15 protein-coding genes are annotated in these 17,271 nt (G+C 72.9%); 11 read left to right on the forward strand and 4 right to left on the reverse strand.

Going from position 1 to position 17,271, the window contains the following annotated elements; translation table 11 throughout:
- Positions 1-61 precede the first annotated feature (61 nt).
- The 3 genes from HHX37_RS03430 to acs all read right to left on the reverse strand — a co-directional run bounded on the left by HHX37_RS03430 (position 62) and on the right by acs (position 3,799).
- Positions 62-982 (reverse strand): alpha/beta fold hydrolase, encoded by a 921-nt coding sequence (locus HHX37_RS03430; protein ID WP_182872934.1) that lies wholly within the window; start codon positions 980-982, stop codon positions 62-64.
- A complete protein-coding gene (locus HHX37_RS03435) occupies positions 972-1,472 on the reverse strand; it encodes a phage holin family protein (protein WP_182884466.1) in 501 nt (166 codons plus the stop codon). The genes HHX37_RS03430 and HHX37_RS03435 overlap by 11 nt, the downstream gene beginning before the upstream one ends.
- 350 nt (positions 1,473-1,822) lie before the next feature.
- On the reverse strand, positions 1,823-3,799 hold the full coding sequence (gene acs, locus HHX37_RS03440; RefSeq protein ID WP_182883883.1) for an acetate--CoA ligase: 1,977 nt from the start codon (positions 3,797-3,799) through the stop codon (positions 1,823-1,825).
- A 274-nt stretch (positions 3,800-4,073) separates the two neighbouring features.
- Here acs and HHX37_RS03445 point away from each other — a divergent pair, with 274 nt between their 5' ends.
- The 9 genes from HHX37_RS03445 (at position 4,074) to HHX37_RS03485 (ending at position 13,344) form a co-directional block, all read left to right on the forward strand.
- Positions 4,074-4,850, forward strand: a complete 777-nt coding sequence (locus tag HHX37_RS03445) for a Fic family protein (RefSeq protein WP_182884467.1) — start codon at positions 4,074-4,076, stop codon at positions 4,848-4,850.
- 929 nt (positions 4,851-5,779) lie between these two features.
- Complete coding sequence (ssd, locus tag HHX37_RS03450; protein ID WP_182884468.1) at positions 5,780-6,865, forward strand: septum site-determining protein Ssd; 1,086 nt, start codon at positions 5,780-5,782, stop codon at positions 6,863-6,865.
- Positions 6,862-8,052, forward strand: a complete 1,191-nt coding sequence (locus HHX37_RS03455) for a TadA family conjugal transfer-associated ATPase (RefSeq protein ID WP_182883880.1) — start codon at positions 6,862-6,864, stop codon at positions 8,050-8,052. The genes ssd and HHX37_RS03455 overlap by 4 nt, the downstream gene beginning before the upstream one ends.
- Complete coding sequence (locus HHX37_RS03460) at positions 8,039-8,797, forward strand: type II secretion system F family protein (RefSeq protein ID WP_310740252.1); 759 nt, start codon at positions 8,039-8,041, stop codon at positions 8,795-8,797. Before HHX37_RS03455 ends, HHX37_RS03460 begins: the two co-directional genes overlap by 14 nt.
- A 193-nt stretch (positions 8,798-8,990) precedes the next feature.
- The gene (locus HHX37_RS03465) at positions 8,991-9,740 is read left to right on the forward strand and encodes a type II secretion system F family protein (protein WP_182884469.1); all 750 of its coding nucleotides are present in this window, start codon (positions 8,991-8,993) and stop codon (positions 9,738-9,740) included.
- Between the two features lie 235 nt (positions 9,741-9,975).
- Positions 9,976-10,431 carry a DUF4244 domain-containing protein gene (locus HHX37_RS36170; protein WP_259406146.1) on the forward strand — a complete coding sequence of 152 codons (456 nt, stop codon included), beginning with the start codon at positions 9,976-9,978 and terminating at the stop codon, positions 10,429-10,431.
- Between the two features lies 1 nt (position 10,432).
- Complete coding sequence (locus tag HHX37_RS37535) at positions 10,433-11,038, forward strand: TadE family type IV pilus minor pilin (RefSeq protein ID WP_182884470.1); 606 nt, start codon at positions 10,433-10,435, stop codon at positions 11,036-11,038.
- Entirely contained in the window at positions 11,035-11,424 is a 390-nt protein-coding gene (locus HHX37_RS03480; RefSeq protein WP_182884471.1) for an Rv3654c family TadE-like protein, read from the forward strand. The genes HHX37_RS37535 and HHX37_RS03480 overlap by 4 nt, the downstream gene beginning before the upstream one ends.
- A 306-nt stretch (positions 11,425-11,730) precedes the next feature.
- Positions 11,731-13,344 (forward strand): hypothetical protein, encoded by a 1,614-nt coding sequence (locus HHX37_RS03485; RefSeq protein ID WP_182884472.1) that lies wholly within the window; start codon positions 11,731-11,733, stop codon positions 13,342-13,344.
- A gap of 314 nt (positions 13,345-13,658) precedes the next feature.
- Here HHX37_RS03485 and HHX37_RS36180 read toward each other — a convergent pair whose 3' ends face one another.
- Entirely contained in the window at positions 13,659-16,058 is a 2,400-nt protein-coding gene (locus HHX37_RS36180) for a DEAD/DEAH box helicase (protein ID WP_396774637.1), read from the reverse strand.
- Positions 16,059-16,462: 404 nt separating this feature from the next.
- On the opposite strand from HHX37_RS36180, the gene HHX37_RS03505 reads away from it, so the two are divergent.
- Positions 16,463-16,813, forward strand: a complete 351-nt coding sequence (locus tag HHX37_RS03505) for an STAS domain-containing protein (protein WP_030506779.1) — start codon at positions 16,463-16,465, stop codon at positions 16,811-16,813.
- 19 nt (positions 16,814-16,832) lie between these two features.
- The gene (locus HHX37_RS03510) at positions 16,833-17,261 is read left to right on the forward strand and encodes an ATP-binding protein (protein ID WP_111700492.1); all 429 of its coding nucleotides are present in this window, start codon (positions 16,833-16,835) and stop codon (positions 17,259-17,261) included.
- Positions 17,262-17,271: the final 10 nt, after the last annotated feature.

Raw genomic sequence — 17,271 nt, forward strand, 5'->3', positions numbered from 1 at the left:
GATCACGGGTAGGGTTCCCGGCCCTTGGCCGCGGGTGGCACGCACGAACGGCGGGGCGGGATCAGCGGTCGGGCTCGGGGTCGGCGAGCCAGGAGATCAGCTCGGTGTTGAACTGGCCGGGGCGTTCCTCGTGCGGGAAGTGCCCGGCGCCCTCGATCAGCCGCCACCGGTACGGCGCGGCGACGAACCGGCCGGACCCCTGGGCGGTCCGCGGCAGGACGCAGGGGTCGAGCGCGCCGTGCATCTGCAGCGTCGGGGCCTCGACCTCGGCGCGCATCTGCCGCGCGTAGCGGAAGCCGTCCGGGCGGATCTGCGAACGGGCGAACCAGCGGTAGTACTCCAGGGCGCAGTGCGCCACGGTCGGGATCCGCATCGCGTCGCGGTAGACGCGGGTCGCCCCGTCGCCCGGCCACTGCGGTCCGGCCCACCTGTCGATGATCCGCCCCACGGCGGCGCCGCTCCGCCGCGTGAGCTTACGCTCGGGGAGGAAGGGAAGCTGGAAGCCCAGGCCGTACCGGCTGGCCCTGAGCTGGCCGAGCGGATCGGTGAACAGGGCGGCGCGCATGCGCAGCGGGTGCGGCGCCGACACCGGGACCAGGCGTCGCACCACCTTGGGATCGAGGACGCTCATCGTCCAGCCGAGGAGGCCGCCCCAGTCGTGACCCACCACGATCGCGCTCGTCTCGCCGAGCGCCCGCACCAGGCCCGCCGCGTCCACGGCCAGCGTGGGCAGGTCGTAGCCGCGCGGCGGCTTGTCGCTGCCGCCGTAGCCGCGCAGGTCGACGGCGACGGCGCGGTAGCCGGCCTCGGCCAGCGCCGGAAGCTGGTGCCGCCAGGTCCACCAGAACTGGGGGAACCCGTGCAGCAGCAGGATCAGCGGCCCGTCTCCGGCCTCCGCCACGTGGAACCGCACGCCGCCCGCGTACACGACCCGGTGCGTCCAGGGGCCGTCGGCCTCGATCAGCGACTCGTCAGTGGCCATCACGGATGGACTCCCGGTGAGCGCCCACCTGCCCGGCCGTCGGGCCAGTGTAGGGCGGCGGTGCGGGAGCCTCGGCCGCCATGGCGGGGACGGGGGCCGTCTCCGGCAGCGGCGCCTCCGCCTCCTCGGGGCCCGCGAGGCCACGCAGGCTCCGCATGGTGCGCTTCATCCCGGCCAGCCCCTTGAGCCGGCGGTAGCCGACGAAGACCAGCAGCCCGGCCATCAGGAGGTAGAACACGGTGACGATGGTGAAGGCGAGCCAGGTGGCCAGCCCGAGCGCCACGAGGCCGTACGCGATCGCGAACGAGGCCAGGATCAGGCACAGGTGCCCGATGAAGGCCGCGGCGCCGAACATCCCGGCGGCCATCCCGACCCGTTTCGCGTCGAACTTGAGCTCGGCCTTCGCCAGCTCGATCTCCGACCGTACGAGGGTCGAGATGTGATGGCTCGCCTGGGCGACCAGCGCGCCGAGCGATTCGTCCTCGGGCATCAGCGATCTCCTATCTGCGACTATCAAACATCATCTCGTCTCCGTCCGCGCACGCGAACAGGAAGACCCCCGCCTGTGGACAACCTCAGCCCGCCCGGCGGGCATGCGGGGGACCTGCCCACAGGCGGCTAAATTATGACGCCGAAGGCGATCCGGCGTCTCCCCGTCATGGCGAATCGCCGCCGCCGGGGCCGCAGGAAAGCCGGGGCCGTGGAAAAGCCGGGGCCGCGGGAAAGCCGGGCCACAGGAAAGCCGGGACGGAGAAGGCGTGGACGCAGGCTCCGTCCACGCCTTCCACGATCCGTCCGCGGCCTCCGATCACCGAACCGCCCGGGGGCCGGGCCGGCGGATCAGTCGTCGCTCTTGGCGCTGGGCAGCTTCTCCGCGATGAGGTTCATCACGGAGCTGTCGGTGAGCGTGGTGACGTCGCCGAGCGAACGGTTCTCGGCGACGTCGCGCAGCAGGCGGCGCATGATCTTGCCCGAACGGGTCTTCGGCAGCTCGGGCACCACCAGGATCTGCCGCGGCTTGGCGATCGGGCCGAGCGTCTTCGCCACGTGGGCGCGCAGTTCGGAGGCGATGTCCTCGCTCTCCTCCGCGCCGCCGCGCAGGATGACGAAGGACACGATGGCCTGGCCGGTCACCGGGTCGGTGGCGCCCACGACGGCCGCCTCGGCCACCTTCGGGTGGCTGACGAGCGCGCTCTCGACCTCCGTCGTGGAGATGTTGTGCCCGGAGACGAGCATGACGTCGTCCACCCGGCCGAGCAGCCACAGGTCGCCGTCCTCGTCGCGCTTGGCGCCGTCGCCGGGGAAGTACATCCCCTCGAACCGCGACCAATAGGTGTCGATGTAGCGCTGGTCGTCGCCCCAGATGGTGCGGAGCATGGCCGGCCAGGGCTCGCGGACCACGAGGAAGCCGCCGCCGCCGTTCGGCACGGACTCGCCCTGGTCGTCGACGACGTCGGCCACGACGCCGGGCAGCGGGCGCATGGCCGCGCCGGGCTTGGCGGCCGTGACGCCCGGCAGCGGGCTGATCATGATGCCGCCCGTCTCGGTCTGCCACCAGGTGTCCACGACCGGGCAGCGGTTCGCGCCGATGTGCTCGCGGTACCAGACGTACGCCTCGGGGTTGATGGGCTCGCCGACCGAGCCGAGCACGCGCAGGGACGACATGTCGTACTTCGCGGGGATGTCGTCACCCCACTTCATGAACGTACGGATCGCCGTGGGGGCGGTGTAGAGGATCGTGACCTGGTACTTCTGCACGATCTCCCAGAAGCGGCCCCGGTGCGGGGTGTCCGGGGTGCCCTCGTAGATCACGCTGGTCGCGCCGTTGGCGAGCGGGCCGTACACGATGTAGGAGTGCCCGGTGACCCAGCCGATGTCGGCCGTGCACCAGTAGATGTCGGTCTCGGGCTTGAGGTCGAAGACGGCGTGGTGGGTCCACGCGACCTGGGTGAGGTAGCCGCCGGTGGTGTGCAGGATGCCCTTGGGCTTACCGGTCGTGCCGCTCGTGTAGAGGATGTAGAGCGGGTCCTCGGCGTCGTGCGGCACGGGCTCGTGCTCGGAGGGCTGGCGCTCGACGAGGTCGTGCCACCAGACGTCGCGCTCGTTCACCGGGACGTCCTGCCCGGTCCTGCGTACGACGAGCACGTGCTCGATCCCGGGACAGTCGGCGACCGCCTCGTCCACGGTCGGCTTGAGCGCGCTCGGGGCGCCGCGGCGGTATCCTCCGTCGGCGGTGATCACGATCTTGGCGTCGGCGTCGTCGATGCGGCTCTTCAGGGCGGACGCGGAGAATCCGCCGAAGACCACCGAGTGGATCGCCCCGATCCGGGCGCAGGCCAGCAGAGCGATCGGCAGTTCGGGGATCATCGGCATGTACACGGCGACCCGGTCGCCCTTGCGCACGCCCAGCTCCTCCAGCGCGTTGGCCGCCTTGGCGACCTCTTTCTGCAGGTCGGCGTAGGTGATCGTACGGGTGTCGCCCTCCGGCTCGCCCTCCCAGTGGTAGGCGACCTTGTCGCCCCGGCCGGCCTCGACGTGACGGTCGACGCAGTTGTAGGCGACGTTCAGCTTGCCGCCGACGAACCACTTGGAGAAGGGCGGCTTCCACTCCAGCGTGGTGTCCCAGCGCTCTGCCCACGTGAGGCGCTCCGCGGCGCGTTCCCAGAAGGCGAGCCGGTCCTGGGCGGCCTCCTCGTAGGCGTCCGCCGTGACGTTGGCGGCCGACGCCAGGTCCGCGGGAGGCTCGAACCGGCGCGTCTCACTCAGCAGGTTCGACAGCGTCTCCTGGGTTTCCTGACCAGGGGTCTCGGTGGCCACTCCGTACTCCTTCACAGCGTCTTCGGGTTGTCTCTCGTTCGGCCGCCTCGGCCAAGCTGGGGTATGTCGTGTCCCACTTCACCAGGCGAGCGGCGTCAAGTACAAGTAATCCGGGCAGGCACGCCGTAGCTTCGCGTTGTCCGTGGTAACAGGGCTATGACCGGCAAACTTAGTGACAGGTGGGAAGCCCGCCGAGATCGCGTACGCGCGTCTGCGGTGAACGGGCGCACCTCCTCGGCGAACGACGTCCTACCGGCCGGTATGGTCGGGGGCTGTGAGCGATCCGCTGGCCGTCGTCGCCGGGCTGCCCGGTGTGCCCGAGGCCGTACAGGAGGCCCGGGAGGCCGTCGACCGGCTCTACCGGCACCGGGTGCTGCGGCGGCGCGGTCCCGAGGTGTCGGCCGAGTCGGCGCTGCGCGGGGCCCGCGCCTCCGCCGCGCTCGAAGGCGTCGACGTGCCTCTTGAGCAGCTGCGTACGGGGGAGGTGGCCGACCCGGTGGCGCAGGGCGCGCTGCGCGCGTCGGCCGAGCTCGGACGGCTGACCGCCACGTGGCGGCCGGCCCCGCGTCAGGTCCTCGCGCGGCTGCACACGCTGGCGGCCGCGGGCCTGACGGCCGACCCCGGGAGGCCGCGTACGGTTCCCACGACCGCCGATCCGCTCGGTCTCGGCCCGGCCCCCGGCCCGGAGGAGACCGCGGCCCGCATGTCGGCGCTGGCCGGGCTCGTGACCGGCTCGTCCACGGTGCCCGCGCTCGTGCTCGCCGCGGTCGTGCACGCGGAACTGGTGGTGCTGCGGCCCTTCGGCGTCGCCGACGGCCTGATCGCCCGCGCCGCCGAACGGCTCACGCTCGTCGGCCTCGGTCTCGATCCCAAGTCGCTCGCCGCCGTCGAGGTGGGGCACGCCGATCTGGGCGACGCGTACGCGGAGAGCCTGAGGTCGTACCTGAAGGGGACGGGCGAGGGCGTCGGGACCTGGATCCGGCACTGCGCCACGGCCGTCGTGCTCGGGGTGCGGGAGACGACGGCGATCTGCGAGGCCATGTCCCGCTGAGCGACCCCTTTTGCGGGGGGTCCGGCGTTTTTTCCGGGGGAAGCCGGGGGGGAGCCGCGCATCTTCTGGGGTGTCCGGCACGCCGATGTTCCGGGGCGTCCGGCACGCCGATGTTTCGGGCGTTCGGCAGGCCGACAAAGCGGACGGCGTCCCTGGTGTGGAACGCCGTCGCAAGTACACGTCACCGGGTTACCAAGCGTGCACCTCGTATTTGTCGGAGCGGGTCAAGCCCGTCTCGACACGCCTCCCGCGGCTGGTCGCGCGTGGGTACCCGATGCGGTACGCGGACCCTCAGGCCCGTAATCCCTTTTTACGTCCGAATCCTCGGGATGGAAAGCCCTGGGCGCGGAAGCTTTACCGAGAGTATGCGACTTTCATGGCGCTTCATCCTCTTTAGGGCCCTTTTTCCTGATTGTGACGCCTGTGAAGGATGGGACGAGGCGGGGCACGTGATGCGATGCGCCCCCTGGCGCACCGTTGCGATTGCGCGTGTTCACATGTAACACTGACTCGGAGAAAAAATTTTACTCAAATCGGCGGCGGGCTCGACCTACCTCTCCCGATCAGGCAGCATACGGGTGCGTCTCCCCCCAGAGGCGGCATCTGTGTCATCGGAGCGGCGGACCTCTTGCCACGCCCCGGCTTCGTGTTTAAAGCTTTCGGAATAACGGCCCGGCTCTACCCCCCCAGAGCCGGACCCACGGCGACCCCCGCTATCCCCCCCGGCGGGGGTCGCCCTTTTTCTCCGGCCGGCTCCGGCCGGTCTCCGTGCGCTCTCCGATCGGCCTCCCATCGGTCTCCGCTGTGGCCCCGCGGGACGGTCGCGGCGTCGTCCACAGAACGCGCGTCGTCCACAGGACCCGGTCCGCGCCCCGCCGGGGTTCCGGTCCTGCCGCATCGTGATGCTCCCGGACGACAGGGAGAAGCCGATGCCACGCCCGCTGGCCGTAACCGACGATCAGGAACTCCTCGACGATCTGCTCCGCATCGCCGCCGCGGCGGGCGTCGAACTGGACGTCGCCCAGGCGGCCGCCCATGCCCGGCCGTACTGGATCCGGGCGCCGCTGGTCGTGGTCGGGGCCGACCTGGCCGACGACCTCGCCGTGACCGGCCCGCCGCCCCGGCCGAACGTGGTCGTCGTCACGCGGGCGGCCGGCGATCCCGACATGTGGCGCAGATGCGTGGCTGTGGGCGCGCGCACCGTGCTGGAGCTGCCCGAGGCCGAGCGGCTTCTGGTCGAGGAGTTCGGCGACGCGGCCGAGCCGGAGACCCGGGCCGGGACGGTCGTCTGCGTCGCCGCCGGCAAGGGCGGTGCGGGCGCCACCGTCCTCGCCGCGTCCCTGGCGCTCACGGCGTCGCGTCGCGGGCTCCGCACGCTGCTCGTCGACGCGGACCCGCTCGGCGGCGGCATCGACGTGCTCCTCGGCCAGGAGGAGGCGCTGGGCGCCCGCTGGCCCGACGTCGCCGGACGGGAGGGCCGGGTGAGCTATGCCGCGCTCCAGGAGGCGCTGCCCACCTTCGGAGAGCTCACCGTGCTCTCGGCGCACCGCGGGGAGCCCGTGCGCATCCCCCGCGAGGCGATGCGCGCCGTGCTCGACGCCGCGCGGCGCGGGTGCGACCTGGTCGTCGTGGACCTGCCACGCCATGTGGGGGAGGGTGAGGCGGAGGCGCTGACAAGGGCGGCGGCGACGATCGTCGTCGTCCCCGCCGATCTCCGGGGAGCGCTCGCCGCCGCCCAGACCGTGACGCTGCTGCGCCCCGGGACCGGCGACCTGCGCCTGGTGATGCGGGCCGGATCGCTGGACTCCCAGGTCGTCGCGGCCTCCCTCGCCGTTCCGTGCGCGGGCGTGCTCCCCGAGATACGCGGACTGGCCGAGATCCTGGACCGGGGAGACCCCCCGCCGCTGGGCCGCGCCCCGCTCGGGCGCTTCTGCGCGGATCTGCTCGACTCCCTGCCCGGCGGGCTTGACACCGGCCGGGCCGGGTGGTCGCCGGCGGAGACGGAGGGCCGATGAGCCGCGAGGGCCCGGCGACCGTGCCCGGCGTGAGCGCCGACCTGGTCGAGGCCGTCCGGGTACGGCTGTCGCACGCCCACGCCGCGCCCACCGCCGCCCAGGTGGCCGCGGCCCTGCGGGCGGAACGCGCGGTGCTCGGCGACGCCGAGGTGCTCGCCGTCGCGCGCACCCTGCGTGCCCATCTCATCGGCGCCGGGCCGCTCGAAGTCCTGCTGGCCGAGCCGGGTGTCACGGACGTGCTGGTCAACGGGCCGCGAGAGGTGTGGGTGGACGACGGGGACGGCCTGCGCCGCACGGGCGTGACGTTCTCCGGGGACGACGAGGTGCGCCGCCTCGCCCAGCGCCTGGCCGCGGCGGCCGGACGGCGCCTCGACGACGCCTGCCCCTACGTGGACGCCCGGCTCGCCGGTGGCGTGCGGCTGCACGCGGTGCTTCCCCCGATCGCCGCCGAGGGGACCTGCCTGTCCCTCAGGCTGCCGTCGCGGCGGACGTTCGCGCTGGAGGAACTCGCCGAGGAGGAGGGCGCCGCGATCCTTAGGGCGATCATGGCGGCGCGGCTGGCGTTCCTGGTCACCGGAGGGACCGGCACCGGCAAGACGACCATGCTCAGCGCCATGCTCTCCCTCGCGGGTCCGGACGAGCGCCTGCTGCTGGTCGAGGACAGCGCGGAACTCCACCCGGCCCACCCCCACGTCGTACGGCTGGAGGCCCGGCCGCCCAACCTGGAGGGCGCGGGCGGCGTGGGACTGCGCGATCTCGTACGGCAGGCCCTGCGCATGCGGCCCGACCGCCTGGTCGTGGGCGAGGTGCGCGGATCGGAGGTCGTCGACCTGCTGGCGGCGCTCAACACGGGTCACGAAGGGGGTTGCGGCACGCTGCACGCCAACAACGCCGCGGACGTGCCCGCCCGGCTGGAGGCGCTCGCCTGCGCGGCGGGGCTGTCCCGGGAGGCGGTGCACAGCCAGATCGCCGCCGCCCTCGACCTCGTCGTCCACCTCGTACGGGAACCAGGTGGCGGCCGGCGCCGGGTCGCGGAGGTCTGCGTCCTCGAACGTGGGCCGTCCGGCCTGGTGACGGCGGTGCCGGCGCTGGCCTTCGACGCGGAGGGCCGGGTTAGCCGGGGGCCGTCCTTCGGCACGCTGCGGGACCTCTGCCCGGAGCCGGGAGGCCGTCGTGCCGCCCGCTGACGGCCGGTTCCTGTCCCTGGGGCTGGTCGCGGTGCTCGCCACGGCGCTCGCCGCCTGGCTGTGGGCCGGGCCGGAGCCCGCGGCGGCGCGGTTGGCCCGTCTCACCGGCGCACGGCGGGGGACGAGGGCCCCCGGCCGGTTGTGGACGGCGCTCGCCAGGCCCCCGCGTCCGGGCGCTACCGCCGCGGCCTGGCGAGCGGTGTCCCTGGAGCTGTGCCAGGGCCTCGCGGCCGAACTGGCGGCGGGCCGGCCTCCCGGTGACGCCCTGGCGCGGGCCGTCTCGTCGGTGCGGTCGCCGGACCCCGCGGCGCTCGACCCGGTGATCGCCGCCGCGAGAGACGGCGGTGACGTCGCGGCCGCTCTGCTCGCCGCCGCGCCGGCCCGAGGCGGGGAGGGGCTGGTCCGGCTGGCCGCGTGCTGGCGGGTGAGCGTGGCCGCCGGCGGTGGTCTGACCGCGCTGGTGGAACGGGTGTGCGTGTCGCTGCGGGAGGCGCAGGCGCATCGCGAGGAGGTGGCGGCCCAGCTTTCCGGACCCAGGGCGACCGCCCGGATGCTGGCGGGCCTGCCCGCGCTCGGGCTGCTGATGGCCGCGGGTCTCGGCATGAACCCCTTGTCGTTCCTGCTCGGCGGCCCGGCGGGTCTCGCCTGCCTGGTCGCCGGGCTCGCCCTGGACGCCGCCGGCCTGTGGTGGACCCACAGGCTCGTCACGCGGGCGGAGGAGCCCCCGGGCTCCGGCCCGCGCTGACCGGCAACAGGGCCGGCAACAGGTCGGCAACGGAGTCGGCGCAGGGTCGGGCGCGGGGCGCGGCGGCCCACCCCATGGTGTCGAGTGCCACAGCGCCGGGCGCGGAATCGTCGGGCGTCGGGCGCAGGGGAGCGAGTGTTCCTGCACAGGGGAAGGCCGGTGACGCATGCCGCCGGCGGAAGGGCGATGACGGATGATCTGCGTGCTGGCCGGGGTTCTGACGACGCTGGCCGTGCTGGCGTGGCCCGCTCGTCCTTCGGCCGCCGGGCGTCTCGCCGCCATCGCGTCGCCGCGTACACGCGGGGAGGCCGGCGCGACGGCGCGCCCGCCGGAAGGCGAGAGCATGTCCCGCCGGGGAGCGGCCGTCGCGCTGCCTGTGGGGTTCGCGCTCTTCCTACTGGTCGGAGGGCCCGCAGGCCTGGTGACAGGAGTGGCGGCGGCCTCGGGTGTCTTCATCGCCGTCCGTCGTCGGGAGCCCGCCGAGGCCGGGCGGCGGCGGGCGCGCATGGAGGCGGATCTCCCGTTCGCCGTCGACCTCATGGTCGCCTGCCTGCGGGCAGGACAGCCGATGAGCGGGGCCGTAGAGACGACCGCCGCCGCGATGCCGGGTCCGGTGGGCGAGCGGCTGACCTGGGTGGGCGCTCAGTTGCGCCTCGGCGCGGCCCCGGAGGACGCCTGGGCCGGGCTTTCGGCCGAACCCTCGCTCGCCGCCCTGTCCAGGGCCATGGTCCGTGCCGCTGCGAGCGGCGCGCCGGTAGCCGACGTCCTCACCAGGCTCGCCGACGACGCCCGGCGAACCGCCAGGGCGACGGCATCGGCGGCGGCACGACGGGTGGGCGTCCACGCCGTGGCTCCGCTCGGGCTCTGCTTCCTCCCGGCCTTCGTCCTCCTCGGAGTCATCCCCATGGTCGCGGGCCTGGCGGGTCAGATCCTCCTGCCGTGAACAGCCTGTGGACACCGCCATCCACACCTGTGGACAGTGCGGGGTGCGGCGGTTCGCCGAAGCCGTCATGACCAGCGTGATCGGCATTCAGGCAGGGCCGCGGTCCATGTGGAGAACGCGCTCGGCGGGAGCGTTGTCCACAGAACCGCGTTCGGCCCGAACGTGGTCGTCCGTCCTGCCGCAACCTGGCCTGGACGAGGGCGGACGAGCCGCCCCACACGGGTCAGGAGGACCGATGAGCAGGCACGCGGCGGCGACCGGCCGGACGAGCCGGGCGGACAGCGAGCCCCGGCGGCGATCGGCGGAGGGTGCGGGCCGGCACCGGGCACGCTCAGGACGGTGGACGGCGCTCGGCGATGCCGTGTGGCGGGTGCTCGACCTCGCCTGTGGGCGAGGGGCGTGGCTCGTCGGCCCGGCCGTCGTCGCGGCCATGGCGTCCAGGCCGAAGCGAGGATGGCCGGGTATGCGGCGAGCCGTCGGAAGGGCCACAAGCCGGGCGCGGAAGCTGGGCATCCAATGGGTGGTGCAGGCGAGGACGAGGGCCGACGCGGGCATGTCCACCGCCGAGTACGCCGTCGGGACGATCGCCGCCTGCGGCTTCGCCGCGCTCCTCTACAAGATCGTCACCAGCGCGGAGGTGCGGTCCATGCTGGCCGCGCTGATCCAGAAGGCCTTGAAGCTGGCCGCCTGAGATGCCTGAGACGACGCGCCGGCCGGAGCGGGGTTCGGTGACGGCGGAAACCGCTGTCGCGCTTCCGGCACTGGTTCTGGTCCTGACCGCCTCCCTGTGGGCGGTGGCGGCCACGGACGCCCAGCTGCGATGTGTGGACGCGGCCCGGGCGGGCGCCCGGGCCGCTGCCCGGGGCGAGGCGCCGGAACAGGTGCGTGCGGTGGTCCTGCGGTTGGCTCCGGCGGACGCCACCGTGTCCGTCGCTGCGGGAGCGGGCACCGTCCGGGTCGAGGTGACCGCGAACGTCCGGCCGTTGTGGAGGTCGTTCCTGCCCCCGGTTCGCCTCAGGGCGAGCGCCGTCTCCGACACCGAACCCGGTGTCCTCCCGCCCCCGCCCGGGTCGCTCAGCTCCGCGACACTCGGGCCCGCCCGGTCCATGCCGTCGACTCCGCGCGGATCGCCAGGACCCGCGACCCCGGCTCTGCCGCCGCTGTCCATATCGTCGGGTGCGCCCAAAATGTCCGGAGCGCTGACGAGGCGGGAGCGGGACGCCGGCCCGGGCGAAGCGCATGGTGGCGGCCGCTCCTCGCCTCACCTGGACGACGTCGGAACGCAGGAACGCCGATGAGGGGCGCGCCCGCCGGTGCGGACGTGGTGCGTCCTGCCCGGGAGCGGGGCTCGGCGACCATCTGGTCGATCACCTTGATGGCCGTCGTCTGGCTGGCGGCGATGGTCGTCGTCCAGGTGGGCCTCGCGCGGGTCGCGCGGCTCCGGGCGCAGAGCGCCGCGGACCTCGCCGCGCTCGGCGCCGCCCGCTGGACCCTCGCGGCTCCGGAGGAGGCGTGTGGCCGGGCACAGGCCATCGCGGTGGCCAACCATGCGTCCCTGCGGTCCTGCGCCATCGCGGAGGGCGTCGCGGAGGTCGAGGTGTCCGTACGGTTCGAGGTGCCGCTCCTCGGCACGGCGACGGCTGTCGCGTCCGCGACGGCCGGGCCGGCCGGTGCGACGGCATGAGGGGGAGCGGGTGTCAGTGAGCGGGCGGACAAGTCGCCGCCCACGACGGTGGTGGCACTCGGCGAGGCGTAGTCGGCACGGCCACGCGAATCGAGGCCGTCGACCAGCGGCTTACTTGACGGACGGCACGCGGCGCTTTTCAGATCTTCCGCGATATGAAACTACTTGTGTCGCAATAGAATCACATCTTCTTAGACATAACGTCCAAGAGGGGGCGGCTGGCATAAAGTGCCCCGTACTCTCAGTCGCCCCACGCCTTCGGCCGGCCGAGGCAGGGGTGGACGGTTCTCCACGAAGGGATGCGTCGTGACCGGGGTTCCCAGGCTTGGTACCGCGGCGTTGATCGTTCCGATCGCGGTGGTGTCCGCGCTGCTGGCGGGCGCCTCCCCGGCAGCGGCGGACGGCGAGATCCTGTCTCCTTCGAACGGGCAGGTCGTCAAGGCGCCCGGCCCGGTGGCCGTGTCCGCCAAGACGGACTGGTACCAGGTGAAGATGTCCCTGTTCGTCGAGGGCCCCTCCGTGTCCCGGCAGGAGATCGCCTCCGGGGGAGCGAACCAGACGATCAGCGGATCGTTCGACCCGGGTGACGCCCCCAACGGCACCTTCACGGTGACCCTTCTCGGCGAGGTCACGCACAAGACCTATGCCACCTCGACCTTCGTCCTCAGCCGTCCGCCCGAGGCTCCCTCCGGCGTCGGAGCGCAACTGAAGAACGCCACGACCGTCCTCGTCAGCTGGGCGAAGGGCAGCGAGCCCGACCTCCAGAAGTACGAGATCACCTCGGCGAAGGCCGGGAAGTCCGGCTCCGTGACCGTCGACTCCGCCTGCCCCGGCTCCACCTGCCGGGCGAGCCTCACGCTCCCGGCCAGGACGGCCGGGCAGAAGGTGGACGTCAGCGTGCGCGCGGTGCGCGCGGACGGCGTCGGCGGCACCATCGCCTCTCCCCCCTCCGCCCCCGTCTATGTGACGGTTCCGGCGCCGAAGGCCTCCCGGAGCCCCTCTGCCACGCCGTCGCCGTCGAAGAGGCCCGATCAGTCGGCGGTCACGTCACCTGCCGCGAAGACTCCGAAGACCCACCTTCCCACCACGGTGCCGAACCCCGAGCCCAAACTGCCGAAGGACGGGGAGCTCACACTGCCGGAGGCGAACGGCGGAAGCGACCAGACCGAGCCGGTCCTGGTGCCGGAGCAGACCGAGGCGCCCAAGACGACCGCCCAGTCGTCCTTTCTGCCGCTCGGCGGCCTCAACTTCGGCGTGTACGTGGCGATCGCCGTCATTCTGCTGCTCATCGGCGCCAATCTCGGGGCGTGGCTGCGGCGCAAGGGCGTGACCGGCGACACCACGGGAGACGGAGAACCCGCCGCCGCCCGGCCGAAGCCCATCATCGGCAGATCGAGCGCCGGGGCTGGGGACGCCGCTGACGTCGGCGGTGCCGCGACGGCCGGCAGCGTTGCCACCGCGAAGAGCCGGGGGAACGCACCCACCCGTCGCCCCGCCGTGATCCTGGCGACGCCGAAGAGCCGCGGAGGTCAACCGGAAGCGGAGGCCGACACCCGGTCCGGCCCGGACGCGGCCCACGAGCCCGACACGAGCGGCGAGATCACGCTGCCCGGCCATGGCCCCGCCGTGTCCCCGACCGACACGGAGCCGGAGCCGAAGCCGGGGCAGGGGACGCAGCCGGGGCGGGAGACGGAGACGGAGCGGGAGCAGCGTGAGCCGGGTGACGGGCGCGCCGCCCCGGCACGCGTGCCGGTAGAGCAGGTCCCGCTGGTTCCGGCCGCGACGGTACCGGCCGGGTCGGTGGCGGCGGGCGCGATGGCCGGCGGTCAGTTTCCGGATCGGCCGCTGCGCCAGCCCGAGCCCGACGTGTGGACCGACGAGGACGACGATCCCTACTCCGGTCGCCACCGCGACTTCTGACCGCCACCGCGACCTCCGGCCGCCGCCGCGAGTTCTGACCGCCGCCGCGACTTCCGGCCGGCCCGGGGCCGTGACGGGGGGACCGCGGCCTGTGACCCCACCAGGGGCCGTGACCTCGGGTGCTGGCCTCGGGTGGTGACCTCGGGCCGTGGCCTGGGGAAGTGACCGCGGGCCGTGGCCTCGGGTGCTGGCCTCGGGTGGTGACCGCCTTCCGCTGCCCCGCCGGTCCCCGCCGCCCGCGCGCGGCTTACCGCTCCAGCGAGGCTCCGGCCCGCGGGCTGGGACGGCGGCCTGGCGAGGGCGACCAGGGAGTCTCAGGGGCCCAGGAGGACGTCGAGAAGGCGGATGGCTCCTGCCTTGTCGAGTGGTTCGTTGCCGTTGCCGCACTTCGGGGACTGGATGCAGGACGGGCAGCCGCGGTCGCACTCGCAGGAGGCGATCGCCTCACGCGTCGCCGTCAGCCAGTCGGACGCCCGGGCGTACCCCCGCTCGGCGAAGCCCGCGCCTCCGTCATGGCCGTCGTAGACGAAGACCGTGAGCAGGCCGGTGTCGGGGTGGAGCTCCGTGGACACGCCGCCGATGTCCCAGCGGTCGCAGGTCGCGAAGAGGGGGAGGAGACCGATGGCGGCGTGCTCGGCCGCGTGCGCCGCCCCGCCGAGGTCCACCGCGTGCCCGGCCGCGGGGCCGTCGGCGTCCGCCGAGCGCCCCGCGGACCGCGACCCGGAATCCGCGGACCGCAACCCGAGATCCTTCGTGCGTCCTGCGGACCGCGACCCGGTGTTCGCCGACCCCGACCCGGGATCCCTCGTGCGTCCTGCGGACCGCGACCCGGCGTCCGCCGTACGCTCCGCTTCTCCGGCATTCGCCGGGCGGCCTTCCCCGCGCAGGCCGGCGAGGGCGGGGTCGGGCAGCGTCCACCAGACCGCGCGGGTGCACAGCGTGCGGGGCGGGAGGTCGAGGGGCTCCTCGCCGAGCACCTCCCCGGTTTGGGTGCGGCGCTTCAGGTACGAGACCACCTGCCGGGTGACCTCCACGGACCCGAAGTGCAGGGTGCCCGGGCCGAGGTCCCTCGAACGCAGTGACTCGATCACCCGGATGTCGGTGACGTCCCGCGCGAAGGTCGCGTAGTCCGGTTCCGCGGCGGTGACCAGGGCGACTCCGGCGTCGAGGTCGAGCACGTCGACCACGAACGTCTCGCTCTGGTGCAGGTAGACGGCGCCCGGGTGGACCATCGTGTGCGACGAGGGCTCGTCGACCGTGCCGAGCAGGCGGCCCGTCGACGCCTCCACGACCTGGACCGGGGCGCCGCCCGAGCCGCGGATGTCCGCGAGGTCGGCCGCGTTGTCCCGGCTCGTCCAGAACCAGCCGGCGGGCCTTCTGCGGAGCAGCCCCTGGTTCACGAGGTCGTCCAGCGCGTCCCGCGCCGAGGGGCCGAAGATCTCCAGGTCCTGCTCGCCGAGCGGGATCTCCGCGGCGGCGGCGCACAGGTGCGGAGCCAGCACGTACGGATTGTCCGGATCGAGGACGATGGCCTCCACCGGGCGCCCGAACACCGCCTCCGGATGGTGGACGATGTAGGTGTCCAGGGGATCGTCCCGGGCGATCAGGACCGCCAGCGCGTCCTGCCCGTCGCGCCCGGCCCGGCCCGCCTGCTGCCAGAGTGAGGCGCGCGTCCCCGGCCATCCCGCGATGAGGACCGCGTCGAGCCCCGACACGTCGACGCCGAGTTCGAGTGCGTTGGTGGTCGCCAGGCCGGTCAGCTCCCCCGACCGCAGGGCCTTCTCCAGCACCCGGCGGTCGTCGGCGAGGTAGCCCGCCCGGTAGGCCGCCACCCGGTCCGCCAGTCGTACTCTCCGGGTGGCCGCAGGGGCCGTCACCGCCTCTTCCACCTCCGCCGCCTCCGCCGGTTCGCCGGGTTCGTCCGGCAGCGGGGACGCCCAGGGGTGGTCCTCCCCGTACGGCGGATCGTCGTCGACGAGGGCCTCGACCTCCTCCAGGGTGTGCCGCGCGGACAGGGCCACGGCTTCGGCGGCGCGGCGGGAGCGGACGAAGGCGAGCGTGCGGACGTCCTCGATCACGAGGTCGGCCAGGAGGTCGGCGGCCTCGGCCGTGGCCGTACGGCGGACCGGGGCGCCGCTCTCCCCGCGTAGATCGGTCAGAGGCGGCTCCCACAGGGCGAAGGTGGTCGAACCCCTCGGTGACGCGTCCGTGGTCACCTCGGCCATCTCAAGGCCGGTCAGGCGCATTCCCGCGGCGGCGGGGTCGCTCGCGGTGGCCGACGCCAGCAGGAACACCGGGGACGCTCCGTACTTGGCCGAGACCCGGCGCAGCCGGCGCAGGATCTGGGCGACGTGCGAGCCGAAGACCCCCCGGTATCCGTGGCACTCGTCCACGACCACCAGGCGCAGCCGCCGCCAGAAGGACGACCAGGACGCGTGCCTCGGCAGGATCGACCGGTGCAGCATGTCGGGGTTGGTCAGCACGTAGTTGGCGTTCTGCCGGACCCACCGGCGTTCCTCCGGCGGGGTGCCCCCGTCGTACGTCGCGGCGCGCACCTGGGTCAGCCGTAACCTCCGCAACGCTCGCAACTGGTCGGCGGCGAGCGCCTTGGTGGGGGTGAGGTACAGCACGGTGCCGCCGGAGAAGATCTCCGTGACGGCCGGGACGACGTACGCCAGTGATTTTCCGGAGGCGGTCCCTGTGGCAATGATCACGTTTTGGCCACGTTTAACCAGCTCGGCGGCGTGAAGCTGATGTTCCCACAGCCCTTCGACCCCCTGGAGGCTCAGTCGTGAGACCAGGAGATCGGGGGCCCAGTCGGGCCATCTTGCCTCACCCGCATGACGTGCTGGAACATGCTCCACATGGGTCACGCGCCCCCGGCGTGCGGGAACCGCGAGCAGGCGGGTGAGAAGGTCGCCTGTTCGGGCAGAGGACGAAGAAGTCGGAGTCACTGGTTTCCAGTTTGGCATCTGCGGGGAGAGTCGCCCGGAGTCGTGATTTCGTATAGACACGGAGTCGTAGCGTGGTTGAATGCCGCGCGTCGGGGTCGTGCTTCTGGACTACCAGGATGCAGGACCCGTATGGAGACCTACGCAAGTAAGGCGCTGGAGGATCTGTGGATCTGAAGTTGGACCACCATTCCGAGGACAACCTCACCATCGTCGATGTCGAGGGTGAGATCGACGTCTACACCGCGCCCAGACTGCGTGAGCTGCTGATCGACCTGGTCAACAAGGGCAACTTCCACCTGCTCGTGAACATGGAGAAGGTGGACTTCCTCGACTCGACGGGCCTTGGCGTGCTGGTCGGCGGTCTCAAGCGCGTGCGGGCGCATGACGGCTCCCTGGAGCTCGTCTGCACACAGGAGCGCATTCTGAAGATCTTCCGTATCACGGGCTTGACGAAGGTCTTCGGGATCTACGCCTCGGTCGAGGAGGCCAAGGAAGCCCACGGCCGGGACAAGTGAGGGCCGGGGAACCAGCACCATGGCCACCGTCGAGCTGACGTTCACCGCCCTGCCCGCCCATGTGCGTACGGCCAGGCTGGTCGCCACGGCCATCGCCAGGCGCACCGGGGTGGCGGAGGCGATCCTGGACGAGGTGCGGCTCGCCGTCGGAGAGGCGTGCTCGCGGGCCGTGGAGGCACACCGCCTCCACTGCCCCGGGGAGCCCGTACGCATCGAGTTACGTGACGACGCGGGGCGTTTCGAGGTGACGGTCACCGACGCCGCTCCGGGCGACGACGTGATGCCTCAGGTCCTGGAGGCGAACGGCAGCCTCATGCCCGAGATCGACAATCTGGGCATCGCGGTCATCGCGGGGCTGGCGGACGACGTCGAGGTGCTTCCCGGGCCGAAGGGCATGCGCATCCGCATGAGCTGGCCCGCCTCCGCCAACGGCGTCGCCGCGTTCTGACTCCCGCGTT

This window comes from Microbispora sp. H10885 (genome assembly GCF_014161415.1).
Taxonomy (GTDB): Bacteria; Actinomycetota; Actinomycetes; order Streptosporangiales; family Streptosporangiaceae; genus Microbispora; species Microbispora triticiradicis.

What these genes read in the sequence shown, in the direction of transcription:
- HHX37_RS03465 (WP_182884469.1), top strand. Translation starts at nt 8,991, where the DNA reads ATGATCTGCGTGCTGGCCGGGGTTCTGACGACGCTGGCCGTGCTGGCG.
- HHX37_RS03480 (WP_182884471.1), top strand. Translation starts at nt 11,035, where the DNA reads ATGAGGGGCGCGCCCGCCGGTGCGGACGTGGTGCGTCCTGCCCGGGAG.
- HHX37_RS03455 (WP_182883880.1), top strand. Translation starts at nt 6,862, where the DNA reads ATGAGCCGCGAGGGCCCGGCGACCGTGCCCGGCGTGAGCGCCGACCTG.
- HHX37_RS36170 (WP_259406146.1), top strand. Translation starts at nt 9,976, where the DNA reads ATGAGCAGGCACGCGGCGGCGACCGGCCGGACGAGCCGGGCGGACAGC.
- HHX37_RS03510 (WP_111700492.1), top strand. Translation starts at nt 16,833, where the DNA reads ATGGCCACCGTCGAGCTGACGTTCACCGCCCTGCCCGCCCATGTGCGT.
- HHX37_RS03435 (WP_182884466.1), bottom strand. Translation starts at nt 1,472, where the DNA reads ATGCCCGAGGACGAATCGCTCGGCGCGCTGGTCGCCCAGGCGAGCCAT.
- HHX37_RS03430 (WP_182872934.1), bottom strand. Translation starts at nt 982, where the DNA reads ATGGCCACTGACGAGTCGCTGATCGAGGCCGACGGCCCCTGGACGCAC.
- ssd (WP_182884468.1), top strand. Translation starts at nt 5,780, where the DNA reads ATGCCACGCCCGCTGGCCGTAACCGACGATCAGGAACTCCTCGACGAT.
- HHX37_RS37535 (WP_182884470.1), top strand. Translation starts at nt 10,433, where the DNA reads ATGCCTGAGACGACGCGCCGGCCGGAGCGGGGTTCGGTGACGGCGGAA.